The following is a 24,445-nucleotide window of genomic DNA, read 5'->3' on the forward strand; positions in this document are numbered from 1 at the left end:
GCTAACGGTAGAACGCGAAAAGCAGTATTACAGAGTGAGAGCAATAGCCGGGCCAACGGGCCAGGAAACGGGCGCAAGTAAAAGCCCATCAGTTGTACGCCGGCCATTTTATAATAGCTGAATGAAATAACAACTACCCGAAGGCTGAGGGTGGGCAAGCTTCGCCACGGGCTAGGCCGAGGCGCTGCCCAGGGGGCAAACTTGGCCGAGCTTTTACCTTTACGCCGTGCTGCCGCCTACCCCCCCTTTGCCCACTTACGACGTTGCCCTAGTGGGCGCGGGGCCGGCGGGCACGGCCTGCGCGCTGGCCCTGCGCGGCAGCGGCCTGCGGGTGGCGCTGCTCGACAAGGCCGCTTTCCCGCGCGATAAAATCTGTGGCGATGCCATTCCGGGGGCGGCGCTCAAAGCGCTGGCGGCCCTTGACCCCGCGTATCGCGTCGCCCTGGCTGGCTTGCGCCCCCAAAGCCCGGCCCGCCACAGCCGGCTGGTGGCGCCCAGCGGCCGCAGCCTGTGGCTGCACTGGCAAAAACCTAGCTTCAACAGTCCGCGGCTCGATTTTGATGCGGCGCTGCTTGGCCTGGTGCGCCACCACACCGATACCGTTATTTTGGAAAACACCAGTCTGCTCGAAGTAACCGCCGGGCCCGATGGTGTGCACCTGCGCACTACGCAGGGCGAGCTGCGCTGCCGCCTCGTGGTGGGCTGTGACGGGGCTAATTCGGTGGTGCGCCGCCAATTGCTGCCTGGCCCTGCCCAGCCGCAGCCCTGCGTGGGCGTGCGCGCCTATTTCGAAAATGTGGCCGACGCGCCCGACGACACCACCGAATTTTATTTCAGCCGCGACTACCTAGCCGGTTATTGCTGGGTGTTTCCGGTGGGCAACGGCCGCTACAACGTAGGCCTGGGGTTGCTTACCGAGCTGATTAGCGCACACAAAATCGACCTGAAAGTGCTGCTGCGCGAGTGGCTCGCTACCCACCCCGCGCTGGCCGAGCGCTTTGCCCAGGCCCGGCAGCTGGGCCCCACGCGGGGCTTTGGCCTGCCGCTGGGCGGGGGGGTAGGGGCGGCGCTGCCGGTGGCGGGTACGGGGTTTTTGCTATGCGGCGACGCGGCGGCGCTCATCGACCCTTTGCAGGGCCACGGCATCGATACGGCCGTGGAAAGCGGCATTCTGGCCGCCGCCCAGGCCCGGCGCTGCTGCGCGGCTGGGGCGTTTGATGCGGCGTTTATGCAGCCCTACACCGACGCGGTGCAGCAGCAGATTGGCGCCAAGCTGCTGCTGCACCACCGTCTAATGCGCCTGTTCAGTGCCCGGCCCTGGCTGGTGAATGCCGCCGTGCGCGTGGCCGCCGTGCCGCGCCTGCGCCGCTGGCTGCAAGGGCTGCTGGGCTAAACAGGGGGTAGGACGCCGCCGGCGTAAACTTGTGGCTTAAACTCGTGCTGCTTATGCGCTTATTTCTTCGCTTTTTGCTGCTAGTGCTGGTCGAGCTGGCGGCCGTGCTGTTGGTGAATACCCTGCGCTTGCCCAACCACCAGTTGGCGGCCGGGCCGCCGGCCCCCGCGCTGGCCCTACCCCCCGATTCGGCCACGGCCCACCTGGCGGGGGCTTTGCGCATCGCCACCGTGTCGCGCACGCGCTACGCCGAAACCGATACGGTGCCCTTCGACCAGTTGGCGGCCTACTTGCAGCGCACGTTCCCGCTGGTGCACCAGCGCCTCAAGCTCCAGGCCGTCAATCACTACGGCCGGCTCTACGAGTGGCCCGGTACCGACGCCGGCCGCAAGCCGCTGCTGCTGCTGGCCCACCAAGACGTGGTGCCCGTGCTGCCCGGCACCGAAGGCCAGTGGGTGCGCCCACCCTTTGCGGGCCAGCAGGCGGGCGGCTACCTCTACGGCCGCGGCGCACTCGATGACAAACTCAACCTCATCGGCCAACTCGAAGCCGTGGAATACCTGCTGCGCACTGGCTACCAGCCCCGCCGCACGGTGCTGCTGGCTTTTGGCCACGACGAAGAAACCCAGGGCCTGCGCGGGGCCGCTGCCCTGGCCGCGCTGCTCCGTACGCAGCACCCGCAGCTGGAAATGGTACTCGATGAAGGCGGCTTGGTTAAGGCCGACGGGGTGGCCGGCCTCACCCAGCCTGTGGCGTTGGTGGGCGTCAGCGAAAAGGGGTATCTGAGCCTCGAATTGTCGGCTACCGGGCAGGGTGGGCACTCCTCCATGCCGCCGGCGCTCACGAGTGTGGGCCGTGTGGCTGCCGCTGTAGCGCGGCTCGAAGCCCAGCCTTTTCCGGCGCGCCTCGATGGCGGCGTGAGCGGCCTGCTGGCTTACCTGGCGCCAGCCGTACCGTTTGGCAAGCGCCTGGTATTTGCCAACCAATGGCTGTTTGGGGCGCTTATCAAGAAGTCGTTGGCCGCGACTCCCTCCGGCAACGCCGCCCTGCGCACCACCACGGCGCCCACCATTATGCGGGGTGGCGACAAAGACAACGTGCTGCCCATCGAAGCCACGGCCACCGTCAATTTTCGCCTACTGCCCGGCGACTCGGTCGCGGCCGTAATGAAGCAGGTAACCCAGGTTATTGACGACCCGCAAATCCGGGTGAAAATCCTCGGTGAAGGCCGCAACGCCTCGCCCGTTTCGGGCACCGACAACGCGGCTTTTCGGGCGTTGCAGCGCACCATCGGCAGCGTGTTTCCGCAGGCGCTGGTGGCGCCCTACGTGGTGGTGGGCGCCACCGATGCCCGCGCCTACGCCGCGCTTTGCCCCCAGGCCACCTACCGCTTCACGCCGGTGCTGATGGACCAGGCCGCCATCGAGAGCCTACACGGCACCAACGAGCGCCTGCGCCCCGCCGCTTACCAGCAGCTGATTCGGTTTTACGCCGCGCTTATTCAAAATATGCCGTAGCGCGCCCGGGGTAATGGGTTAATTTGCGCTGGGTCGCCGGCCCTGCCCTGGCCAAACATCTCCTACCCCCCGTTTGTCGTACCAATTCGCATACCTCGTATTCCGATGTCTTTCACCTCTGCCCAACCCATCGACCTGCTCTACGATGCTGCCCGCCGCGGCGATGTGGCCGAAATTCAGCAGCTCATCCAAGACCCCCAGGTGGATATCAACGCCCAAAACGGCAAGGGCCACTCGGCCCTTATCCTGGCTACCTACGACGACCACCTCGAAGCCGCTCGCGTGCTTATCGACGCCGGCGCCGACCTCAACCTGCAAGATGCCAGCGGCAACTCGGCCCTGATGGGCGTGTGCTTCAAAGGCTACGCCGACATCGCCCGGCTGCTCATCGAGCGCGGCGCCGACCTCAACCTTACCAATGGCAACGGCGGCACGGCCCTCATGTTTGCTACCCTCTTCGGGCGCAACGAGTTGGTCAGAATCATGCTCGAAGCCGGCGCCGACACCACCGCCAAAGACGTGCGCGGCCTCACTGCCCTGCACCTCGCCGGCCAGCAAGGCAACGAAGAAGCCTGGAAACTACTCGGCGGCGCCGAGATTGAGGACTGATAATCAGCTATAAGCAAAAAGAACGTCCTGCTTCGACAAGCGCAGCAGGACGTTCTTTTTGCTTCGCAACAATGAGCGTGCGCTAAATCTGGCGCAGCAGCCCGCCATCGGCGCGCACCGAAGCGCCGGTAGTAGCGGCCGCCAGCGGGCTCACCAAGTAGGCGGCCGTATTGGCGATTTCGTCTACCGTGATGAAGCGCTGGAGCAACGAAGAGGGCCGGGCATCGCGGAAAAACTCGTGCTCGGCCTCCTCGCGGGTTTTGCCTTCGCCGGCCAGTTTTTTCAAGAATTCCTCTACTCCCTCCGAGGCAGTGGGGCCGGGCAGCAGCGAATTAACGGTTACCTCCGTGCCTTTGGTGAGTTCGGCCAGGCCGCGCGCCACGGCTAGCTGGGCCGTTTTGGTCATGCCGTAGTGTATCATCTCGCTCGGCGTCATAATAGCCGACTCGCTCGAAATGAATAAGATGCGGCCCCAGCCCTGCTGCAGCAGCAGCGGGAAGTATTGCCGCGCCAGCCGCACGCCGCTCAGCACGTTCACCTCAAAGAAGCGCAGCCATTCGGCATCGGTTATTTCGACAAACGGCTTGGGCTCGAAAATACCGATGTTGTTGATGAGAATGTCCACCGTGGGCACCTGCTTCAGCAGGTTGTCTACCTGGTCGGCTTTTTCAAAATCGACGGCTACCCCGCTGACTTGCGCGCCCGGCGTCTGGGCCAGGATGGCTTTTTTGGCTTCCGCGATGCGTCCGTCGGTGCGCCCAGTGAGGATAACGGCGGCGCCCTCGGCAGCCAGGCGCTGCGCAATAGCCAGGCCGATGCCGCCCGTCGAGCCCGTAATGAGCGCCGTTTTAGAAGTGAGTTGTAGGTCCATGAGAAGGGAAAAAATAGCGTAGCTTCTTTAACACCTACCCCCCTCTTTTTGATTTAGGCTAGCCACAGTGCCCCCAGGGCCAGCAGCGCCGGCAGCGTTTGCACCAGCAAGATGCGCCTACCCGCCGTAGCCGCGCCATACAGGCCTGCCACCGCTACGCAGCCCAGAAAAAAGCTGCCCACGTAGCGGTGCCAGGCCGGCTCGGCTATGAGCAGCGCCCAACCCAAGCCCGCCGCCAAAAAGCCATTATACAAGCCTTGGTTGCCAGCCAGCGTCTTGGTCGGTTCAAAGAGCGCGGCCGGTAAGGTCCTAAACACCTTCGGCCCCCGCGTGGTCCAGGCAAACATCTCCAGCCACACGATATACCCGTGGATAAGGGCCACTAGCCCAATGAGTATTTGACTGAGCAGGTGCATAATAGGAGGGGGGGGTAGGGGGTGAAAACACCCAGAGAAAATACGCCAAAAAGTAGAAAGGCCCGCCGGTGGGGCGGGCCAGTTCTTAATTTGCTACGCTCATTCAGGCACGAAGCAGCACAGCGGAATGGGTGCGCTTGTAAGGCGCCTAACTATAATTAGCCCCGCGCTTGCCGAGCAGCCGAGGCACGCTTTGCAGCAAGAGCCAGGCGATAGCGCCGCTTACCGCCACCAGCGGCACCACCGACGACCGGATGGGCCGAAAGCGGCTGCGCCCCTGTCGTAGCTCGATGTAGCCTATCGGGGTGAGCGCCACGCCGGCCCCGGCGCCAGCGCCCGAGCCGGCTTTTTCGTTGGTTTCGGTACCGCTACCCCCGCCACCGCCGAAGCCGTAGTAGGCGCGCGCTACCGGAATAACCGTGACGCCGTCGCGCTCAACGGGCTGGCCGTAGATAGTCTGGGTCGAGGTGCTAAGCTGCTGGCCCAGGCGTTCGAGGAGGGAAAGCACCGGTTCAGTGGCAGAAGTGAGCGTCGTCATAACAAAAACGGAAAAAGTAGTGAGGTATTACCCGCAAATACCGTCCCGGCAAGTACGGGGCGGCCCTTAAAAATAGGGGGTAGGGCCGACTAATAGGGGGTAGGGCTGACTAAAAGAAGGGCCTAAGTGCTCCGTTATAACTTCTTCAAAATCTCCAGCGCCGATTTGGCTATTACCGTGCCGGGGCCATAAATGCCGGCCACACCGGCATCGTAAAGCTGCTGGTAATCTTGCGGCGGGATGACGCCGCCCGCAATGACCAAAATATCGGGCCGGCCCTCGTTCTGCAATTCCTGAATGAGCTGGGGTAGGAGGGTATTGTGGCCAGCGGCGAGGCTGCTCACGCCCACCACGTGCACGTCGTTGTCCACAGCCTGGCGGGCTACCTCGGCGGGGGTTTGGAAGAGGGGCGCCAGGTCCACGTCGAAGCCCACGTCGGCAAAGCTGGTGGCGATGATTTTGGCGCCGCGGTCGTGGCCATCCTGGCCCATTTTGGCCACCAGCATGCGCGGGCGGCGGCCTTCGCGGGCGGCAAAGTCCTCGGCGGCCCGGCGCGCCTGGGCAAAGTCGGCGTTGTCGGTCATGCCCTGCTGGTAGATGCCCTGCACGGTGCGGCTGGTGGCCTGGTGGCGGCCCCACTGGGCTTCGAGCGCATCGGAGATTTCGCCGAGGGTAGCGCGGGCGCGGGCGGCCGTCACGGCCAAGGCCAGCAGGTTGGTGCTTTCGGTAGAGGTGGCGCTGCCCGCGGCGGCCGTGAGGGCTTGCAGGGCCGTTTGCACGGCGTCGTTATCGCGCTCGGCCCGAATCTTTTGCAGGCGCGCCACCTGCGACTCACGCACGGCGTCGTTGTCGATTTGCAGCACGTCAAGCGGGGTTTCGCCCTCCGGCGCCAGGTATTTATTCACGCCTACAATCACTTCCTGGCCCGCGTCGATGCGCGACTGCTTGCGGGCAGCAGCTTCCTCGATGCGCAGCTTGGGCAAGCCAGTTTCGATGGCCGCGGCCATGCCCCCGAGGGCTTCGACCTCCTCCATCAAGGCCCAGGCTTGGTTGGCGAGGTCGGCGGTGAGGCTTTCGACGTAGTAGGAACCACCCCAGGGGTCCACCACTTTGGTAATATCGGTTTCGTGCTGCAAATACAGCTGCGTGTTGCGGGCGATGCGCGCCGAAAAATCCGTGGGTAGGGCCAGCGCTTCGTCCAGCGCGTTGGTGTGCAGGCTTTGGGTGCCGCCGAGCGCCGCGGCGAGCGCCTCCACGGTGGTGCGGGCCACGTTGTTGAAGGGGTCTTGGGCGGTGAGCGAGTAGCCCGACGTTTGGCAGTGCGTGCGTAGGGCCAGGCTCTTGGCATTCTGCGGGTCGAATTGCTTGATGAGCTTGGCCCAGAGCAGGCGGCCGGCGCGCAGCTTGGCAATCTCCAGAAAGTGGTTCATGCCAATGCCCCAGAAAAAGGACAGCCGCGGCGCAAAATCATCAATTTTCATGCCCGCCGCTAGGCCGGCGCGTACGTACTGCAAGCCATCGGCCAGGGTGTAGGCCAGCTCCAGCTCGGCGGTGGCGCCGGCCTCGTGCATGTGGTAGCCCGAGATGCTGATGCTGTTGAACTTGGGCATGTGCTGCGCCGTGTAGGCAAAAATATCCGCAATCAGCCGCATACTCGGCGCGGGCGGATAGATATAGGTGTTGCGCACCATAAACTCCTTCAGAATGTCATTCTGAATGGTGCCCGTCAATTTCTCCGGCCCTACCCCCTGCTCCTCGGCCGCCACAATGAAGAAAGCCAGCACCGGCAGCACCGCCCCGTTCATGGTCATGCTCACCGACATTTCGCCCAGCGGAATCTGGTCGAACAGGATTTTCATGTCCTCCACCGAGTCGATGGCCACGCCGGCCTTGCCCACGTCGCCCACCACGCGCGGGTGGTCCGAGTCATAGCCGCGGTGCGTCGCCAGGTCGAAGGCCACGCTCAAGCCCTTCTGCCCGCCGGCCAGGTTGCGGCGGTAGAAGGCGTTCGATTCCTCGGCCGTGCTGAAGCCCGCGTACTGCCGCACCGTCCAGGGCGAGCGCACGTACATGCTGGCGTAGGGCCCGCGCAAATAGGGGGGTAGGCCTGCCCCAAAGCCCAGGTGCGGCAGGTGCGCGGCATCGGCGGGCGTGTACACGGCCGGGCCGGCGCTGGGGTAGTCGGCCGGTTTAGGGGGGGTAGGGAGCGCAGCCGCGTCGTAGGAAATAGCAGAGAAGTCGGGACGCATAGAGCAGCGAATAAGTCTTATACAGCAGTGAGCAATTACGGTCCTTGTTATAAGGCAAAGACAAAGCAGGTTTTATCGCCCTTGCAGCCGGGCCAGCACCTCCTCGGTTCTGTGGCCTTCAACTACAAATTCCTTAAACCCAAATACCCGCACGGCTTCCAGCAAGGTGGCCAGGTCGGAGGTAATGAGGGAAGGAATGTCGAATACATGGTCTGTGGGCACCTGCTGCACCACCCGCGCCAAGTGGTCAAATTGCTCGGGGGTCGCGTACATGAGGGTTGCTTCCTCGGGTTTCGAAAAGAGGACCGAATAAGCGTCGGGTGCCACGGCGGGCGCGGGCACTTCGTCGGCGCGCTGGCTGGGGTGCAGCAAGTGCCAGAAGGCATCGGCAATGTCTTCATTCACGCGGGCATTGCCGAGCAGCACCAGCGTAGCCTGCTTGTCTTGGTTGGCGCGGCGCTCGAAGTGCAAGGCCGTGGCCAGGCGCAGCACCTCGCTGGGGTAAGTGGCGCGGGTGGTATCGAAGTCACGCGAGCGCAACAGTTGCTTGGGCTGAAAGTCGAATTTCTCGTGTGGGTTCTGGAAGCGGTTGGTGCCTACCACCACATCCTGGCCAGTGGCAATGCGCTTAAACTTCTCTAAGCCCGCCTGGCTGATGGCCTCTAGGGCGCGCGCGCGGGCCCCGAGCATGCCACCCTGCGCCTCCAGCGCCTGAAACTCGGCCCAGGCAGCGCGGGCCAGCTCATCGGTCAGCGTTTCGATAAAATAAGAGCCCGCAGCTGGGTCGGCCACCCAGTCGAGGTGCGCTTCTTGGCTAAGCATGAGGGGTAGGTTGCGCGCCAGGCGGGCACTGAACTCGTTGGCCGCCTGGTACAGGCAATCAAATGCCGCCACCTGAATAGAATCGGCCCCACCGAGCACGGCGCTCATCGCCTCGGTGGTGTGGCGCAGCAGGTTGGTGTGGGGGTCGAGGGTAGTCTGCGTCCAGGTCGAGGTAGTGGTGTGGATGGGCAGCGCCACCGCGCCCTGGGGGGGTAGGCCGTAGGCCTGCAGCAGCGTGGCCCACAGCCGGCGCGCCGCCCGCAGCCGGGCCATTTCGGGGAAATAGCTGGGCCCAATGGCAAAATCAAGGTGCAGCGCCTGTGCTACGTCGACCAGCGAAAGCCCGGCCGCTTCGTCGGGCAGCTCCGCCAGCATCGCAGCCGCCGTGCTTAGGCTGAAAGCCAGTTGCTGGGTAAGCGTGGCCCCGCGGTTGCCAAAATACGTGCCGTTCACGGCCAGCGACGAGAAGTCGGGCCAGCCTTGGGCCAGCAGCAAGCAGCGCCGCAGCGTAGCCCGAAACGGCAGCAGCTCGGCTCCCTCAGGCACGGTAGTAGGCATAAAGCGCAGAAAGCCCCGCAGGGGCTGGCCCGCATTGGCGGCGTGCAAGCGCTCTAGCAACTGGTCGGGGTGCTGGGGCACGCTGTAGCCCAGCCAGGTAGTGGCCAGCGGCAGGCGCGCCGCCAGCTCGGCCGCGGCAAAGGGGGTAGGGTCGCCGCTGAAAACGAAGTGCAGGCCATCGGCCCCGCGGGCCAGCGCATCGGCGCCCTGCTCTATTTGAAGGCGGCCATCGGTGCCGGTGGGCACTGTCAGTGCCACCACGTTGCGGCACGGGGCGGGGCGGGGGGGTAGGGGCGCTGGCGCGCCACCTAGCTCGGTGAGAGCTTCGCGGTGGTAAAAGGGCTCGGCCACCAGGCCGTCGGGCAGCGTCCAGCGCAGGCTGGCCGGGTCGGTGCCTTTGAGTTCGCGGGCCAGCTGGGCCTGCCACTGGGCCGTGGTGACGGGCGCAAACTCAGGAAACGAAACCGGCGGAGTGGGAAGCGGGGAAGAAGCAGCCATACAGTAGTCAGCAAACGCGGGAATGGCACAGCCAGCCCAAATACGCCGAAAGATACCGTGCCAGCTGCATACGCTGCCTGCACCACCAGGTAAGGGTAGGGCTCTACCTTTGCCAGCCTTTGCCTAATCCCATTGTTTAAAATTGAGTGAAGAAAAATTACTTTGCCGCCGCATTTTTACTTGCAGCAACCCTTAGCAGCACCGCCGCACGGGCCCAAGCCGATTTTCGGCCCGGCTACATTATGCGCCCCGCCGGCGACACAGTGCGCGGGGATATAGACTACCGCGGCGCCCACCGTGGGGGGCAGCAGTGCTTGTTTCGGCCCGCCGCTGGCGCGACAGCTACCTGGCTGCCTGCACAGCTGCGGGGGTACGGCCTGGCTAGTGGCGAGCACTTCATCAGCCAGCTAACGCCTATGCCGGCGGTCGCCCCAGTGGCTGCCGCCCCGCGTCAACTGTTTTTAGAAGTTCTGGCCGACGGGCCCGCCTCGCTGCTACTCTGGCGCGATGAAACAGGCCAGGAGCACTTTTACGTACAAAAAATGGGTGCCCCGCTACCCACGGAGTTGGTGCAGGTGCGCCAGCGAGTACTAGAAGGTAATATCAGCCGCGAGCAAGTGTTGCCAGTCTTCCGCGGCACTCTCACCGAGCAGTTTGCCGACTGCCCCGCCGTATTGCTGAGCATGAGCAAAACCGAGTATAAGGCCAGTGCGCTAGTGGCAGCCGTGGAGCGTTATAACGCCTGCCGCGAGCCCAACCGACTCGCCAAAGTACATCAATCGCGCACAGCAACGGACCTGGAAATAGTGGTGGGTGGTCAGGCCAGCCGCACAATGTTTACTACCCCCACGGCCGATGCTACCCTCCCAGCGGGCCTAGCCCCAGAGGTTGGCGTGGCCCTGCAGCTAGGTCGCCGGGTGCTTCGGCAAAAGCTGGCGGTGCGCGCCGAGCTGCATTACGCGCGGCAAGTAGCCGAGGGCAGCTACCAGCAGCAGGAATACCAGCCTGGCGGCGGCCTCACTATTACGCAGCACTACGACCTGCGCTTTACTACCGCTTACCTGCGGGTGCCGGTGCTGATACGCTACACTATGCCCGGCAAAAAACTGCGGCCCTTTGTAGAAGTGGGCGGCAGTTTTAACTACGCTATCACTATCGACCCCCAGGTACGCTCCACCGCTAGCAACGGCACTAGCACCGATTGGTATACCTTGTTCAGCAACCAACAATTTCTGGCCAATTCATTCCGCAACTACGAATTCGGGCTACTGGCGGGGGTAGGACTGCAACTGCCCGCCGGCTTAGCCGGGCATACCATCTCCCTGCTGGGCCGCGCCGAGCGCAGCGACGGCTTTATGCGGGTCGTTTCCTACAGCACGCCGGTAGTGCGTGGCAGCGTGTTGGTCAGCTTCGATTTAACGAAAGCGCGCTAGCTCTGGAGGCAAGGGGTAGCTGCTACCGGGGCCGGGGCCAAGGCGCGCTGCCACACGGCCGGCTCATGCCTGCGTGTTAATTTTGCGGTTCTTTACAAAAGCTGCTTTCCTGCGTCGTATGCGATTTATTCCTCTTTTGGCCGCTAGCGTGCTCTTGCTGAGTGCTTGCCAGCGCGGCCCGCTCGTGGCCACGGCCCATTTGCCGGCTGCTACCAGCCAGCCCGTTGGCAGCGCGGTGGTCCCCGACGCCGGCGCTGCCGACTTCATCAAGCCTTTCCACGACCAGGTAGAGCGCCAGATGCAGGTGGTAATTGGCACGGCCCCGGTGGCGCTAGGCAAAAACCCCGGCGAAAACCCCATCGTTAATTTCGTGGCCGACTTGCAGCGCTCCTCGGCCAGCAAGTATTTCAACGGGCAACCCATTGACCTGGGCGTGATGACCAACGGCGGGATGCGCAACGCGCTGCCCGCCGGCCCCGTCACGCTGGGCAACGTGTTCGAACTCATGCCCTTCGAGAACGAGCTACTGGTGCTCGACGCGCCCGGCCCGGTAGTAACGCAATTATTTGACTTCGCCGCGCCCCTGCACATGGCTGTGTCGGGCGCCACCTACACCGCTACCCCCGAGGGCCATGCCCAGAACATCCGCATCGGCGGCCAGCCCTTCAACCCAGCCAAGACCTATTCTATCGCCATCTCGGACTACCTAGCTGGCGGCGGCGACCACATGGAGTTTTTGAAGGCGGCTACTGTTCGCCACACGGGGTTGCTGCTGCGCACCGTTATCGTCGACCACATCAAGGCCCTCACGGCTGCCGGCCAGCCCGTAACGGCCAAAGTGGAGGGTAGGGTGAAAGTTATGTAACCGTGAGCAACTAGCAGTGGGCCAGGAACAGTCATTGGTAAAGGGTTCACTGGGCACTTGCCTGCCGCTACCTGCTCTCTGCTCCTTATTACTTGTTAACTAAAACTATGCAGCGTCGCGACTTTCTTCAGAAATCCCTGCTCGGCACCGCGGGCCTCAGCTTGCTCGGCCCCAACCTAGTAGCCGAGGCGGCTAGCGGCCCAGCCAAGCTCACCATCTTGCATACCAACGATATGCACTCGCGCATCGAGCCCTTTCCCGACAACGCCCCGCAGTGGGCGGGCCTTGGGGGCATGGCCCGGCGCGAGGCCCTCATCGACAGCGTGCGCAAGCAGGAGGCCAACGTGCTGCTGCTTGACTCGGGCGATATCTGGCAGGGCACGCCGTACTTCAACTTCTTCCAGGGCGAGATGGAGTATAAGCTCATGAGCCGCATGAAGTACGACGCTTCTACCTTCGGCAACCACGACTTCGACAACGGCCTCGAAGGCTTGCAAAAGCAGCTGCCTAATGCTGGCTTTCCGTTTCTCATCGCTAACTACGACTTCACGAGTACTATGCTGGCGGGCCGGTTTCAGCCCTATAAAGTGTTTGAAAAAGGTGGCGCCCGTATTGGCGTTTTTGGCCTGGGCATTGAGTTGAAAGGCCTGGTAGCCGACAAAAATTTTGGCACTACCCAGTACCTCGACCCCGTAACGGTGGCCAAAGCCCAAGTACAACAACTGCGTCAAAACGAGCGCTGCGACATGGTTATCTGCCTCTCGCACCTCGGCTACCAGTACGAAAGTGAAAAACTTGACGACCGCAAGCTCGCCGCGCAGGTGGGCGGCATCGACCTGATTTTGGGCGGCCACACCCACACCTTTATGCCCGCCCCCGAACCCATCACGGGTCCCAACGGCCACGTTACCCTTATAAATCAGGTAGGTTGGTCCGGAATTAACCTCGGCCGCATCGACTACGAGCTGCGGCGCGGGGCCCGGCCCGTGCGCGCTACCAGCGCGCTCGTGCTGCCAGTTGGGGCTACCTGCTAGCCGCCCGATAAAAGCAAGCTTTTGGCAGCTTTTTTGTCTGCTGGTTTATGCGCAAATTTGTCCCCCCCAAGCGCGGCCGGTAGCGTGCCGGCCGCACTTGAGGCGCTTTATTTCGCCGCCGGCTGCTCGTCCGGGCTTGTTTTTTTTCCCACCTCATGCCGCAGGATTTTCGCACCGTTTGGGCCAGCTGCCTGCGCGCTATCCGCGCGGAAGTGGGCGAGCAGAGCTTCCGCACATGGTTTGAGCCCGTGGTGCCAATCGAGCTGCAAGGCAAGGTGCTCACCATTCAGGTGCCCAGTGTGTACTTCTACGAGTTCCTCGAAGAACACTACGTGGAGGAGCTAAAGCGCGCCATCTACCAAGAGCTAGGTTCCGAAGGCCGCCTCGAATACAGCGTAGTAGTAGACCAGGGCAACGCCCAGGCCTCAGCCAAGACCATGCACCTACCCCCCGCTCGCAAGGCGGCACCCGGCAACCCCTCCTCCGAAGGCCGACCTACCTACGGCTCGCCGGCCAGCGGCAGCCACCCCCTGCGGCCGGCCGCGCCCGCGGCGCGCCACCTGGTGCCCGGTGCCAACCAAGCGAGCGCTGCCGCGCAGGCTGCCACCACCTTGCGCAACCCCTTCGACGCGGCCAAAACGATGGACCGCAACATTGTGCCGTCGCAGCTCAATACCACTTATACCTTTGATAACTACGTAGAAGGCGACTGCAACCGCTTGGCGCGCTCGGCGGGCCTTGCGGTTGCCAACAAGCCCGGTACCACCGCCTTCAACCCCTTGATGGTATACGGGGGGGTAGGGCTGGGCAAAACGCACCTCGTGCAAGCTATCGGCAACCACATCAAGGCTACGAATACTGAAAAATTCGTGCTTTACGTGTCGGCCGAAAAGTTTACCAACCAGTTTATCGAAAGCCTGCAACGCAACGCCGTGCAGGATTTTGCCAACTTCTACCTGCTCGTCGATGTGCTTATTCTCGACGACGTGCAGTTCTTGGCTAATAAGGGCAAAACGCAGGAGATGTTTTTCCACATCTTCAACCACTTGCACCAGGGCGGGCGCCAGATTATCATGACGTCGGACCGCCCACCACGCGAGCTCAGCGGGCTGGAAGACCGCCTGCTATCGCGCTTTAAGTGGGGCCTCACGGCCGACGTGCAAAGCCCCGACTTCGAAACGCGCATCGCCATCATCCAAAACAAGGCGCAGCAGGACGGGATGGAAATCGCGCCGCAAGTGGTAGAATACCTGGCCCACTCGGTGCCAACCAACGTGCGCGAACTCGAAGGTGTGCTCACTACTCTGCTGGCTCAGAGCGTGTTGACGCGCCGCGACATTGACCTCGAAATGGCCAAAGGCGCCCTGCGCCACATCATTGAGGAAGTAGAGGCCGAAGTCAACGTTGATTTTATCCAGAAAACCGTGGCCGATTATTTCGGCGTGCCGGTAAACTTGTTGAAGGATAAAACCCGCAAAAAAGAAATCGTGACGGCGCGGCAAGTCGCCATGTATTTCACCAAGGAGCACACCAATCATTCGCTCAAAACTATTGGCTACCACTTTGGGGGTAGGGACCACGCCACCGTCATTCACTCGGTGCAAACGGTGTCGGATTTGATTGATTCCGACAAAAAGTTTAAGGAGCAGATTACGGAACTGCGCAAGAAATTCGTGCAGAAATAAACACGGCATACTGGCTGGCAGCGAGATAGCGCTATTTTTGGTTTTAACTGAAAACCAGCCTTATGCCCGTAAAAATAAGTGCCCGCCTGTGGGACTTTTTTATCCTGAGTGCCCGAGTATACTTGGCCGTGATTTTCATTGCCTACGGAGGCGCTAAGCTCAGTGGTCACCAATTTGGCATTACCCCAGCCGAAACTACCCAGCCAATAAGCCAGCTCAGTCTGTTCAGGCTTTATTGGTATCTGTGTAGCTTCGAGCCGTTTAAGTCATTTATCGGGATTTCTCAGGTCGTGGCCGCCCTGCTGCTGCTCTGGAACCGCACGGCGCTACTCGGGGCATTGCTACTGCTGCCCATCGCAGTTAATATTCTTATTGCCGACATCACCTACCTGAAAATGGAGGAGTTTTATTGGCGGCTGCCTTACTACCTCGGGCTAATTTTCCTGATATTCTGGCACTACCGTGACCGGATGCTGGCCGCTTACCGCGCACTTACCCAAAGACTAACCACTCGGTTCAGCTACGCTTGGCGAGCGTGGTTGCTACTGCCGCTTGGCCTGTTGGCGGTAGAGTGGGTAGGGCGCTTGCCCCAACTACTCTACCGCACCAGCACCGACCCAGCTTATCTGGCCCATTATTTCGACTACTTAGAGCGCTATTACGCTACCCTGTGGCACTACTGGCACTAGCAGCGCGCCGGCTCACAGAATTTCCTTGGGGTAGCAGATATAAAATTTCTGCACCTTCTGGCTCAGGGCTCGGATGTTGGGCAGGTCCGAGGCCTCCGTCACGTTCACTACTTTGCCGAGCTTCGTCAGAATATCGATGGTTTCGTGGCCGTTGGAGTCGTAAGCGGTGTTGCTGAGGCGGCCGGTTATCATGAGTTGGCGCGCCTCGTCCAAAGGCAATTGGAAACTTTCGGCGATTAACTCCACAATACCCAGCTGAAACTCCTCGTCGTAGGGCTCGGGCCGGATAACGATTTTGAACAGCTGCCGATTGAGCAGGCTTTTAGCCAAAAAGCTCAGCACTTTATCGGGGTGGCTGGTCCAGGATTTGATAGCGCCCCAGATGTCGATGTCATCTAGCTGCACGAAATGACTCAGAATTTCGGGGTTTTCTTCGAACTCGATGAGCGTGACGGCACGGCCCAGAAAGTAGGTGAGGCAGCTGCTGCCGGGCACCGCCACGCCAGCACGGGCCAGGTCGCGGGCCCGCTGCATCACGCGGATAACCATCTGCTCAGCGCTCGTAACTGTCTTGTGCAGATATACTTGCCAGTACATCAGCCGACGGCTTACCAAGAAATTCTCGACCGAATACACGGCTTTCTCTTCCAGCACCAGCCGCTCGTTGGCTACTTGCAGCATCTTGATGAGGCGGTCGGCGCCGGGCCTACCCTCCTCCACACCCGTGTAGAACGAGTCGCGGTTGAGGTAGTCGAGCCGGTCCATATCCAGCTGGGAGCTAACCAATTGGTGAAAGAATGGCCGCTCATAATCGCCCTGAAACATGCGAATGGCTAGGCTCAGTCCCCCACTAAACTGCTCGTTGAGCCGCTCCATCAGGTACAGCGAGAGCTGCTCGTGGGGCACGTCTTGAAAAATGGACGTTTCGAGGGCGTGCGACAGGGGGCCGTGGCCGATATCGTGCAGCAAGATGGCAATTTGCGCCGCCTCGCCTTCGGCTGCCGAAATTTTTACTCCCTTATCTTTGAGTGTGCGCAGGGCCAGCTGCATGAGGTGCATGGCCCCCAGCGCGTGGTGAAAGCGCGTGTGCAACGCCCCTGGATACACGAAGTTAGTGAGCCCCAACTGCTGGATACGCCGCAGCCGCTGAAAATACGGATGCTCAATCAGGTCAAACAACAACTCCGTGGGCACGGTGACAAAGCCATACACGGGGTCGTTAAATATCTTTTTTTTGTTCATTGGAGCGAAGCAGCCTGGCACCGGCTGGGCAAGGCGTTAGCAGATAAGGGCATCCCGTCTGCCGACTAAATTGTTCTTATACGAACCTAAACGCCGGATTTCCGGTAAAGCTACGGCGGGCTTGCCCTCTGGGATACTACCGGAGCAACCGCCACCGTTAGCTACGCTAACACTTACAAATCCTATTTACCTCTTCGCGAAGCGCAAGCTTGGCGTCCCCGCTTATGCAACGATACTCCATTCTTTGGGCCGACGACGAAATTGACCTGCTCAAGCCCCATATCTTATTCCTGAAAGAGAAGGGCTACGACGTCACGCCCGTCAATTCGGGCGCCGATGCCTTGGAAGAAGTGCAGGAAAACGCTTACGACCTGGTTTTTCTGGATGAAAATATGCCGGGCCTCACCGGCCTCGAAACGCTTACTGAAATCAAGGTGGTGCGTCCCACGGTGCCCGTCGTGATGATTACCAAGAGTGAGGAAGAGCACATTATGGAAGGCGCCATTGGCGCCAAAATCGCGGATTACCTGATTAAGCCAGTCAACCCGAACCAGATTTTGCTGTCGGTAAAGAAAGTGCTTGATAACAAGCGTCTTATTACCGAGACCACCAACTCGGGCTACCAGCGCGATTTCCGCCAGCTCGGCATGCAGCTCTCCGACCGCCTATCCCCCTCGGAGTGGGTAGACGTATATAAGAAGCTGGTATACTGGGAGTTGGAGATTAATGAAACCGAAGGCAAGAGCATGGCCGAGGTTTTCAATATGCAGAAGGACGAAGCCAATACGTACTTCGGCCGCTTCATTATTGAGAACTACGAGGACTGGGTGAACGGCCGCGACAAAGACGCGCCGCTCATGTCGCACCAATTGTTTAAGGAGAAGGTATTTCCGCTGATGAAGCAAACCGGTGATACGCCCGTGTACTTCGTGCTCATCGATAACCTGCGCTACGACCAGTGGAAAGTGCTGGAACCCATTATTGCCGAGCTGTTTACGGTTGACTCGGAAGAGCTGTACTACAGCATTCTGCCTACTACCACGGCCTATGCCCGTAATGCCATCTTCGCGGGCATGATGCCGGGCGAAGTGCAGAAAAAATACCCCAACCTCTGGGTGTGGGATGAAGACGAGGAAGGCAAAAACCTCCACGAGGCCGAGTTCATGGAAATTAATTTCCAGCGCAACAACCAAAAGGCTAAGCACAGCTACCACAAGGTAACTAACCTACAGGCGGGTAAGGATTTGCTAGGCAAGATGACCAACTTGCACAACAACTACAAGTTGAACGTCATCGTCTACAACTTCGTGGACATGCTCTCGCACGCCCGCACCGACATGGCGATGATTCGCGAACTGGCCGCCGACGAAAGTGCTTACCGTAGCCTCACGCGCTCGTGGTTTTTGCACTCGCCGCTCTACGAAATGCTCCAGACCATTGCCGAGAAAAAGGGCAAGCTCATCATCACCACCGACCACGGCACCATTCGCGTAAAGCGCCCGTATAAGATTGTGGGCGACCGCAATACCAATACCAACCTGCGCTACAAGCACGGCCGCAACCTAGGCTTTGACGAAAGCCGCGATGTGTACGTGGTGCGCAAGCCGGAGAGCATTTTCCTACCCCGCGAAAACGTGAGCACGGCCTACGTCTTTACGCTCGGCGACTATTTCTTCGCCTACCCCAACAACTATAACTACTACGTGAACTACTATAAGGACACGTTCCAACACGGCGGCGTATCGTTGGAGGAGTGCATTATTCCCTACATCACGCTGACTGCCAAGGGCTAAGTTCTTTTAGCTAATAACCGTAAAACGTCATTCCGAGCTTGCCGCGGAATCTCACTTGCATCGTCCAGAAATCCTGGGTGGCGCGAGTGAGATTCCTCGACAAGCTCGGAATGACGTTTTACGGTTATTGCTATATGACTTAGGTTTTTTGCTTCTTCTTCTTCGCCGCCGGAAATAGCACGTTATTCAAAATCAGTCGATACCCCGGCGAATTAGGATGCAATGACAAATCGGTTGGCTCTTCGCCTACCAAGTGCTGGTAGTCTTCAGGGTCGTGGCCGCCGTAGAACGTCCAGGTGCCTTTGCCGAGCGTGCCGTGCATGTAGCGCACCTCGCCATCCTGCTTGGTTTCGCCCATGACAATGACGTCGGGCTTGATGAGATTTTTACGAAAGGCCGTCGTTTGGCCCATAAAGCCGTGGATGGTTTTCTCGTGGTCCTGCGTCAGCATCGTCGGCACCGGGTCGTACTTAGCCGAAAAGGTAAAGAGTTGGAAATAATCGTTTTGCTCGTATAAGCCGCGCTCGCCGGGCTGCATGTCGATGTTGGAGTACTCGTACTCCATAGGGTTGGTTTTCAGCTGAAAGTTCTGAAAAGCCAGCGTGCGGTTGAAATTGAGCTTGGCCTGCGCATTGGGGTCGGCGGGGTCGCCGTCGTACATGCTCTCGGCCATATCAACGCCCAGGCCCGCCAGCGCAATGTCGTAGCTGTCGGTGGCCGAGCACATGGCAAACATAAACCCGCCGCCGGCGATAAACTCCTGCATTTTTACGGCTTCGGCCGCCTTCATCTGGCTCACTTTGCCAAAGCCGTTGCGCTTGGCCGCCGCTTCGGCCTCGCGCACTTGTTGCTGGTACCAGGGCGCGTAGCGGTAGGTGCCGTAAAACTTGCCGTACTCCCCCGTAAAATCTTCGTGGTGCAGGTGCAGCCAGTCGTACTTGGGCAGCACGCCTGAAAGCACCTCATCGTCATAAATCTTATCGTACGGAATTTCGGCGTAGGTGAGCACCATCGTCACGGCATCGTCCCAGGGCTGCTTGCCCTTGGGCGTGTACACCGCGATTTTGGGCACTTTCTCCAGCTTCATCACGTCCATGTTGGCGTTGGGGTCGGCGATGGCCGAGAGGATGCTGGTGTACTGCGCCTCCGAAATGGTTTGGAAGGTAATGCCGCGCACATTCAATTCATTTTCAATCGCCGGCTGCGCATCGCAGGCAAAAGAACCGCCGCGGTAATTCAGCAGCCAATCCACTTCAATTTGCTTGCTCAACGCCCAGTAGCACAGGCCGTAAGCCTTCAAGTGCTCCTTCTGGGTTTCATCCATCGGGATGAACAAGTGGTTGGCGTGGGCTGCCAGGGTAGGGGCCAGCAAGACAAACAGCAGGGCAAGACGCTTTAAAAACATACTTTTGGGGCCAGATTAACCAGCAGAGCAAACGAGCCCGCCGCAACCGTAGTTCAAGGTACGGGCGTAGCGCCGAAATTTGCAGCGTTCCGCCCGTCCTACCCCCCGGCGTTGCGCCAATCTGCGCCATCCGTCTCCCTCTGTGATTTTATGAGTTTCCTCGAAAACATCCGCGAAGCGCTGCGTTCCATCTCGGGCAATTTGCTGCGTACCATCCTCACCGCCCTCATCGTCAGCATCGGGCTAATGGCACTGGTGGGCATCCTCACGGCCATCGACGCCATGCGCAGTTCCATTGGCGATACGTTTGCCAGCCTGGGGGCTAATGCGTTTGAAATCAAGGCTAAGGGGTACAGCAACCGCTTCCGGCGCGGCGGCGTACAGGGCAAGCAGTATCCGGCGCTTAGCTACCTGCAAGCCAGCCTGTACAAAAAAGAGCTGAGCCGCCGCGAGCCCTCGGCTGTGGTGGGCTTGTCGGCCTTCATCAGCGGGGCCACCGAAATCAAGGCCAACGGCCAGAAAACCAACCCCAACATGCAGGTAGTGGCCGGCGATGAAAACTACCTGCGCATTCAGAGCTACACCCTCACCCAGGGCCGCACCTTCTCACCCGCCGAGCTGCAAACCGGCGCCAACGTGGCCATCATCGGCCAGGAAATGAAGGATAAGCTTTTCCCTAGTCAAAGCCCGGTCGGCCAGTACATCTACTCGCTGGGCCGGCGCTTTCAGGTGGTGGGCTTGCTCGAAAAAAGTGGCAGCACCATGGGCGGCTCCGGTGCCGACCGCCTACTGCTGGTGCCCCTCGAAACCGGCAACCAACTACCCCGCCAAGGTGCCCTCACCTACGACGTGAAAACGGCTACTACCACCGCCAGCGCGCTTGCCTTTTTGCAGAGCCAGGCCACCGGCGTGATGCGCGCCGTGCGCCACGACCGCCTGGGCCAGGAAGACTCGTTTGATATTGAAAGCCCCGATTCGCTCACCGGCGAACTCGACTCGCTTACCGGCAAAGTGCAAGTGGGCGGTGGCTTGGTGGCATTCATCACGCTACTCGGGGCCAGCATCGCGCTCATGAACATTATGCTGGTTTCGGTAACGGAGCGCACCCGCGAAATCGGCATTCGCAAGGCGCTGGGGGCTACTTCGCGGCAAGTGCGGTTGCAATTTCTTATTGAGGCCATCGTCATCTGCGTGATGGGTGGCTCGCTGGGCATCTTGCTGGGCATTGGCATGGGCAATGGCGTGGCAGTGCTAGCGGGCAGCAAGTCGTTTTTAGTGCCGTGGCTGTGGGTGGGGGTAGGGCTGACCATCTGCGTAACGGTGGGCCTGCTGGCTGGCTCGTACCCTGCGGGCAAAGCCGCTGCCCTCGACCCCATCGAAAGCCTGCGCTACGAGTAGACAAGGCCTGCTTAGTAGTTTATTGAAAGGCCTGGCCGCTGCAAAGTGGCCGGGCCTTTTACATTTGCACAACTTTCCATTTGTGCAAATGCCTACCCCCTCGTCCATCGGCCAACGCTTTACCCAACTTATTCAGCACCTTGGGTTGAGTAAAAACGCCTTCGCACAGTCGTTGGACAAGACGGCCACCGTCATTCAGCACCTGGTAGACGAGCGCAACAAGCCCGGCTACGACCTGCTGTGTAAGGTGTTTGAGGTTTACCCAAATGTCTCGAAAGACTGGCTGTTGCTAGGCCAAGGCCCTATGATGGCCGACGAGGCACCCCCGCTGGCGGCTTCGGCACCCACCTCCGGGCCCGTGGCTCCACTGCCGGCGCCTGCCGCGCCGGAGCCCCTGGTAGCTGCTCCCGTGGCTGCGCCTACCCCCCCCGCACCAGCAGCCGCAACCGCGCCGGCTCCCCCTGCGCAAGTAGAAGCGGCGCCCGCCCTACCCCCGCTTCCCGATGCTAGCTACTTGGCCACGATTCTGAACACGCAGCACCTTCAGCACCAACTAGCGCTGGCCGAGCAGCGCAACCAGCACCTGCTGGAACAGCAACAGCTTATGCAACAAATGGTGGCGATGTTGCAGAGTCGCCCAGCTTAGCTGAAGTTCAAGAACTACCCCAAAGCAAAGCCGGCTCCCTGCGCATAGGGAGCCGGCTTTGTTTTGGGGTAGGAGGTAATTAAGGCTAAACCTGCGGCAGGTGCACAAAATCAGCCAAGATGCCCACTTCCTCCGCTTCCATTAATCCTAGTGCATTTACTTCGGTGAGACGCAACGGGCGAATGGCGCCGACTAGCAATGGGTCGTACTTGGCCGCCACGCGGATGTAGTTGGGCGTGTAGCCCTCGACGCGGCCGTCGGTGATGTCGTCTTCAAACAGCACTTCCGTTTCGAAGCCCGCGTGCTGTTCGTAGAAAAAGCGCTTTTTCTTTTCGGACAAGCTGCGCAGCTGCGTGGTGCGCTCGGTGCGCACGCGCTCGGGCACCCGCCCGACCAAAGTAGGCGCAAGGGTATTGGCCCGCTCCGAGTACGGAAAAACGTGCAAGTAGCTTATCGGCAGTTCGTTGAGGAAGTTATAGGTTTCCAGAAACTCCGCCTGGGTTTCGCCGGGAAAGCCCACAATCACATCCACGCCAATGCCCGCATGGGGCATCAGTTCTTTGATGCGGGCCACGCGTTCGGCGTAGAGGGCGCGGCGGTAGCGACGGCGCATGAGGCCCAAAATCTTGTCCGAGCCGCTTTGCAGCGGCAGGTGGAAATGCGGCATGAAGCGCTGCGAGGCCGCTACGGTTTGGATAATTTCGTCGGTGAGCAAGTTGGGCTCGCACGAGCTAATGCGGAAGCGGCGAATGCCTGCTACTTGGTCGAGCGCGCGTACCAGCTGGGTGAAATCTTCCACTCGCTGGCGTTCGGGGCCCTGCAAACCAAAATCGCCCAGGTTGACGCCCGTAAGCACGATTTCTTGCACCCCTTGGGCCGCCAGTTTTTCAACCCGCTCGACCACCGAGGCCACACTGCCCGAGCGGCTAGCCCCACGCGCCAGCGGAATAGTGCAAAACGAACACGAGTAGTCGCAGCCATCCTGCACCTTCAAGAAAGTGCGGGTGCGCTCGCCCAGCGACTGCGCCGGGTGAAACTCGGTAGCCTCCGAAATGGGCGAGGCAAACACTCGGCCGGGGGCTGGCAATGCTGCTGGCTCGGGCAATTCCAACTCGCTGAGAATTTCGGCTAGCCGAAACTTCTCGGCGGCTCCTAGCACGGCGCCTACCCCCGGAATAGTAGCAATCTCTTGGGGCTTGAGCTGCGCGTAGCAGCCTACAATGGCCACGAAGGCCCGCGGGTTATGCTTGAGGGCTTGCTGCACTACGCGCCGACATTTGCGGTCGGCATGGTCGGTGACGGAGCAGGTATTAACAACGTATACGTCAGCGCCTTGCTCAAACTCGACGCGGCGCACGCCGCGCTCCTCAAACTGCCGGCCTAGGGCCGACGTTTCGGAGAAATTGAGCTTGCAGCCCAGCGTATAAAAGGCAACGGTTTGTGGAGTCATCAGCCTACAAAGATACGAAAGCCCTGGCGGAGCGGCGGCGAATTTCTGTAGCTCCTAGGGTAGGGCCGCGCTACTGCGGGCGCAGTAGCTCCTCGGCAGCGGCTAGTACCCGGCTGGGCACAATTTTGCGTAGGTCGGGGTCGCGGGCGGGCGGGCTGAAATCGCCCTGCGCAAAGCGGGTTTCCTGGCTAGGCGGAAACAGGCAACGGCAGGCCGCCCGCAATAGGTGGGGGGGGTAGGGAAAAAACTTGCCGTAGTTTTCGCCCATCAGCAGCACCAGGCAGGGCGTGCCGGCTTGGGCCGCTAGGTGTGCCGCTACGGTGTCGTTGCTAATTAAAAGTTGTGCACCGGCCACTAGTTGGGCCAACCCCGGCAGGTCGGTTTGGCCGCAGTGGTTTTCGAGTGGCACCCCCGGCCCCGCCGCCTGCTGAATCTGGCGGGCGTAGGTGGCATCGCCGGGGCTGCCGGCCAGCACCAGCCGGTAGTGCCCAGCGTAGCGCTGGTGCAAGGCCACCGCCAGGAGAGCAAAGTGCTTGGTCGGCCAACGCTTTTGCCGAGCACTAGCCCCCGGAAACAGCACGAGGTAGGGAGAACTTGAGGCCGTTGAGGGGGTAGCCATTACCACCAGCGGAAGCCGAAGCGGCGGTGCATCTAGCTCGGGCGAGGGGGTAGGGGCCTGGCTGGCTAAGACCAGCGGGCTGGCCATGGCCGTCACTGTCGTCAACCACTTACCAAAAAACTCTCCGTTGCGGTCGTATTCAAAAAGCACTTGCCGGGAAGTGGGCAGCAACTGGGTATAGCCCGCGTTGAGGGTAGTAAACCAGGCATCGTGGTGGTGCTCGCCTTGGCTAGCCACGCGTACCGGCGCTTCCATAAACCGGATAAAATTCTCAACAGTCGGCTCGCGCACGTGCAGCGGATAAATCACCTCGCCGTAGCCGCCGGCGCCAATGCGGCGCAGCATAGCAGCGCGGTAAGTCAAATCGGTTGTAAACCGCCCAAATTCCACCACCAGCAGCTCGTCAATCACGTCGCCATCCCAGGCTTGGGCAAGTGGCGCCCACAGCGCATTGGCCGCTAAGGTGAGGCGCTGGCCGCGGCCGCGCACTACGTGGCTGAGCTGCCGCAGCCACGGCCGAAAAAGCAGGTAATCGCCAATCGAGTCGTTGCGCAGCACCAGCACCCGCGTGGGGTCGGGCACGGCTTGCTGGACGAGCGCGGCCGCATCGGCTGTGCTAAGGCTGGCAAACAAATGCCGCCGCCGCCGCTGGCGGCGCATCTGGCGAAAGCGGGCGAGCAGTTCGACGAGCATGGGCACAAAGGTATTGGGTGGC

Annotated in this window: 20 protein-coding genes; 11 read left to right on the top strand and 9 right to left on the bottom strand. The window is 60.8% G+C overall.

The window, feature by feature from the left end; all coding sequences use genetic code 11:
• Positions 1-226 precede the first annotated feature (226 nt).
• From GO988_RS15255 to GO988_RS15265, 3 genes are all read left to right on the top strand, one after another.
• The gene (locus GO988_RS15255) at positions 227-1,393 is read left to right on the top strand and encodes a geranylgeranyl reductase family protein (RefSeq protein ID WP_198172787.1); all 1,167 of its coding nucleotides are present in this window, start codon (positions 227-229) and stop codon (positions 1,391-1,393) included.
• A 53-nt stretch (positions 1,394-1,446) separates the two neighbouring features.
• Entirely contained in the window at positions 1,447-2,910 is a 1,464-nt protein-coding gene (locus GO988_RS15260; RefSeq protein WP_157566942.1) for a M20 family peptidase, read from the top strand.
• A 105-nt stretch (positions 2,911-3,015) separates the two neighbouring features.
• Positions 3,016-3,519 carry an ankyrin repeat domain-containing protein gene (locus GO988_RS15265; RefSeq protein WP_157566944.1) on the top strand — a complete coding sequence of 168 codons (504 nt, stop codon included), beginning with the start codon at positions 3,016-3,018 and terminating at the stop codon, positions 3,517-3,519.
• Positions 3,520-3,601: 82 nt separating this feature from the next.
• On the opposite strand, the gene GO988_RS15270 is transcribed toward GO988_RS15265, so the two are convergent.
• From GO988_RS15270 to GO988_RS15290, 5 genes are all read right to left on the bottom strand, one after another.
• Positions 3,602-4,390 (bottom strand): SDR family NAD(P)-dependent oxidoreductase, encoded by a 789-nt coding sequence (locus GO988_RS15270; protein ID WP_157566946.1) that lies wholly within the window; start codon positions 4,388-4,390, stop codon positions 3,602-3,604.
• 53 nt (positions 4,391-4,443) lie between these two features.
• Positions 4,444-4,806 carry a DUF1304 domain-containing protein gene (locus GO988_RS15275; RefSeq protein ID WP_157566948.1) on the bottom strand — a complete coding sequence of 121 codons (363 nt, stop codon included), beginning with the start codon at positions 4,804-4,806 and terminating at the stop codon, positions 4,444-4,446.
• A gap of 148 nt (positions 4,807-4,954) precedes the next feature.
• A complete protein-coding gene (locus tag GO988_RS15280) occupies positions 4,955-5,344 on the bottom strand; it encodes a spore germination protein GerW family protein (RefSeq protein WP_157566950.1) in 390 nt (129 codons plus the stop codon).
• Between the two features lie 134 nt (positions 5,345-5,478).
• On the bottom strand, positions 5,479-7,593 hold the full coding sequence (gene scpA / locus GO988_RS15285) for a methylmalonyl-CoA mutase (RefSeq protein WP_157566952.1): 2,115 nt from the start codon (positions 7,591-7,593) through the stop codon (positions 5,479-5,481).
• A 72-nt stretch (positions 7,594-7,665) separates the two neighbouring features.
• The gene (locus GO988_RS15290; protein ID WP_157566954.1) at positions 7,666-9,471 is read right to left on the bottom strand and encodes a methylmalonyl-CoA mutase family protein; all 1,806 of its coding nucleotides are present in this window, start codon (positions 9,469-9,471) and stop codon (positions 7,666-7,668) included.
• A gap of 146 nt (positions 9,472-9,617) precedes the next feature.
• Here GO988_RS15290 and GO988_RS24640 point away from each other — a divergent pair, with 146 nt between their 5' ends.
• The 5 genes from GO988_RS24640 (at position 9,618) to GO988_RS15315 (ending at position 15,177) form a co-directional block, all read left to right on the top strand.
• A complete protein-coding gene (locus tag GO988_RS24640) occupies positions 9,618-10,904 on the top strand; it encodes an outer membrane beta-barrel protein (RefSeq protein WP_157566956.1) in 1,287 nt (428 codons plus the stop codon).
• A 118-nt stretch (positions 10,905-11,022) separates the two neighbouring features.
• Positions 11,023-11,769: a 5'-nucleotidase C-terminal domain-containing protein gene (locus tag GO988_RS15300; RefSeq protein WP_157566958.1), complete on the top strand. Its 747-nt coding sequence runs from the start codon at positions 11,023-11,025 to the stop codon at positions 11,767-11,769.
• 107 nt (positions 11,770-11,876) lie between these two features.
• Positions 11,877-12,803, top strand: a complete 927-nt coding sequence (locus GO988_RS15305) for a bifunctional metallophosphatase/5'-nucleotidase (protein WP_157566960.1) — start codon at positions 11,877-11,879, stop codon at positions 12,801-12,803.
• Positions 12,804-12,958: 155 nt separating this feature from the next.
• Entirely contained in the window at positions 12,959-14,488 is a 1,530-nt protein-coding gene (dnaA, locus tag GO988_RS15310) for a chromosomal replication initiator protein DnaA (RefSeq protein WP_157566962.1), read from the top strand.
• A gap of 62 nt (positions 14,489-14,550) precedes the next feature.
• Positions 14,551-15,177, top strand: coding sequence for a DoxX family membrane protein (locus tag GO988_RS15315; RefSeq protein ID WP_157566964.1), 627 nt, complete (start codon positions 14,551-14,553; stop codon positions 15,175-15,177).
• Positions 15,178-15,189: 12 nt separating this feature from the next.
• Here the strand turns inward: GO988_RS15315 and GO988_RS15320 are convergent, their stop codons facing one another.
• Positions 15,190-16,419 (bottom strand): HD domain-containing protein, encoded by a 1,230-nt coding sequence (locus tag GO988_RS15320; RefSeq protein WP_157566966.1) that lies wholly within the window; start codon positions 16,417-16,419, stop codon positions 15,190-15,192.
• Positions 16,420-16,643: 224 nt separating this feature from the next.
• Here GO988_RS15320 and porX point away from each other — a divergent pair, with 224 nt between their 5' ends.
• A complete protein-coding gene (gene porX / locus GO988_RS15325) occupies positions 16,644-18,212 on the top strand; it encodes a T9SS response regulator signal transducer PorX (RefSeq protein WP_157566968.1) in 1,569 nt (522 codons plus the stop codon).
• A 139-nt stretch (positions 18,213-18,351) separates the two neighbouring features.
• Here the strand turns inward: porX and GO988_RS15330 are convergent, their stop codons facing one another.
• Entirely contained in the window at positions 18,352-19,617 is a 1,266-nt protein-coding gene (locus GO988_RS15330; RefSeq protein WP_157566970.1) for an asparagine synthetase B, read from the bottom strand.
• A gap of 150 nt (positions 19,618-19,767) precedes the next feature.
• Between GO988_RS15330 and GO988_RS15335 the strand changes: the two genes are divergently transcribed.
• Positions 19,768-21,015, top strand: coding sequence for an ABC transporter permease (locus GO988_RS15335; protein ID WP_157566972.1), 1,248 nt, complete (start codon positions 19,768-19,770; stop codon positions 21,013-21,015).
• A gap of 88 nt (positions 21,016-21,103) precedes the next feature.
• Positions 21,104-21,661 carry a helix-turn-helix domain-containing protein gene (locus GO988_RS15340; protein WP_157566974.1) on the top strand — a complete coding sequence of 186 codons (558 nt, stop codon included), beginning with the start codon at positions 21,104-21,106 and terminating at the stop codon, positions 21,659-21,661.
• An 85-nt stretch (positions 21,662-21,746) separates the two neighbouring features.
• Here the strand turns inward: GO988_RS15340 and mtaB are convergent, their stop codons facing one another.
• Positions 21,747-23,111 (bottom strand): tRNA (N(6)-L-threonylcarbamoyladenosine(37)-C(2))-methylthiotransferase MtaB, encoded by a 1,365-nt coding sequence (mtaB, locus tag GO988_RS15345; protein WP_157566976.1) that lies wholly within the window; start codon positions 23,109-23,111, stop codon positions 21,747-21,749.
• A 70-nt stretch (positions 23,112-23,181) separates the two neighbouring features.
• Positions 23,182-24,423, bottom strand: a complete 1,242-nt coding sequence (locus GO988_RS15350; RefSeq protein WP_157566978.1) for a glycosyltransferase family 9 protein — start codon at positions 24,421-24,423, stop codon at positions 23,182-23,184.
• Between the last annotated feature and the right edge of the window lie 22 nt (positions 24,424-24,445).

Origin of the sequence: Hymenobacter ginkgonis, from assembly GCF_009755225.1 — a bacterium.
Classification (GTDB): domain Bacteria; phylum Bacteroidota; class Bacteroidia; order Cytophagales; family Hymenobacteraceae; genus Hymenobacter; species Hymenobacter ginkgonis.

Coding starts and splice junctions, on each gene's coding strand:
- GO988_RS15260 (WP_157566942.1), top strand. CDS start 1,447: ATGCGCTTATTTCTTCGCTTTTTGCTGCTAGTGCTGGTCGAGCTGGCG.
- GO988_RS15265 (WP_157566944.1), top strand. CDS start 3,016: ATGTCTTTCACCTCTGCCCAACCCATCGACCTGCTCTACGATGCTGCC.
- GO988_RS15270 (WP_157566946.1), bottom strand. CDS start 4,390: ATGGACCTACAACTCACTTCTAAAACGGCGCTCATTACGGGCTCGACG.
- GO988_RS15275 (WP_157566948.1), bottom strand. CDS start 4,806: ATGCACCTGCTCAGTCAAATACTCATTGGGCTAGTGGCCCTTATCCAC.
- GO988_RS15280 (WP_157566950.1), bottom strand. CDS start 5,344: ATGACGACGCTCACTTCTGCCACTGAACCGGTGCTTTCCCTCCTCGAA.
- scpA (WP_157566952.1), bottom strand. CDS start 7,593: ATGCGTCCCGACTTCTCTGCTATTTCCTACGACGCGGCTGCGCTCCCT.
- GO988_RS15290 (WP_157566954.1), bottom strand. CDS start 9,471: ATGGCTGCTTCTTCCCCGCTTCCCACTCCGCCGGTTTCGTTTCCTGAG.
- GO988_RS15300 (WP_157566958.1), top strand. CDS start 11,023: ATGCGATTTATTCCTCTTTTGGCCGCTAGCGTGCTCTTGCTGAGTGCT.
- GO988_RS15305 (WP_157566960.1), top strand. CDS start 11,877: ATGCAGCGTCGCGACTTTCTTCAGAAATCCCTGCTCGGCACCGCGGGC.
- dnaA (WP_157566962.1), top strand. CDS start 12,959: ATGCCGCAGGATTTTCGCACCGTTTGGGCCAGCTGCCTGCGCGCTATC.
- GO988_RS15315 (WP_157566964.1), top strand. CDS start 14,551: ATGCCCGTAAAAATAAGTGCCCGCCTGTGGGACTTTTTTATCCTGAGT.
- GO988_RS15320 (WP_157566966.1), bottom strand. CDS start 16,419: ATGAACAAAAAAAAGATATTTAACGACCCCGTGTATGGCTTTGTCACC.
- porX (WP_157566968.1), top strand. CDS start 16,644: ATGCAACGATACTCCATTCTTTGGGCCGACGACGAAATTGACCTGCTC.
- GO988_RS15330 (WP_157566970.1), bottom strand. CDS start 19,617: ATGTTTTTAAAGCGTCTTGCCCTGCTGTTTGTCTTGCTGGCCCCTACC.
- GO988_RS15335 (WP_157566972.1), top strand. CDS start 19,768: ATGAGTTTCCTCGAAAACATCCGCGAAGCGCTGCGTTCCATCTCGGGC.
- GO988_RS15340 (WP_157566974.1), top strand. CDS start 21,104: ATGCCTACCCCCTCGTCCATCGGCCAACGCTTTACCCAACTTATTCAG.
- mtaB (WP_157566976.1), bottom strand. CDS start 23,111: ATGACTCCACAAACCGTTGCCTTTTATACGCTGGGCTGCAAGCTCAAT.
- GO988_RS15350 (WP_157566978.1), bottom strand. CDS start 24,423: ATGCTCGTCGAACTGCTCGCCCGCTTTCGCCAGATGCGCCGCCAGCGG.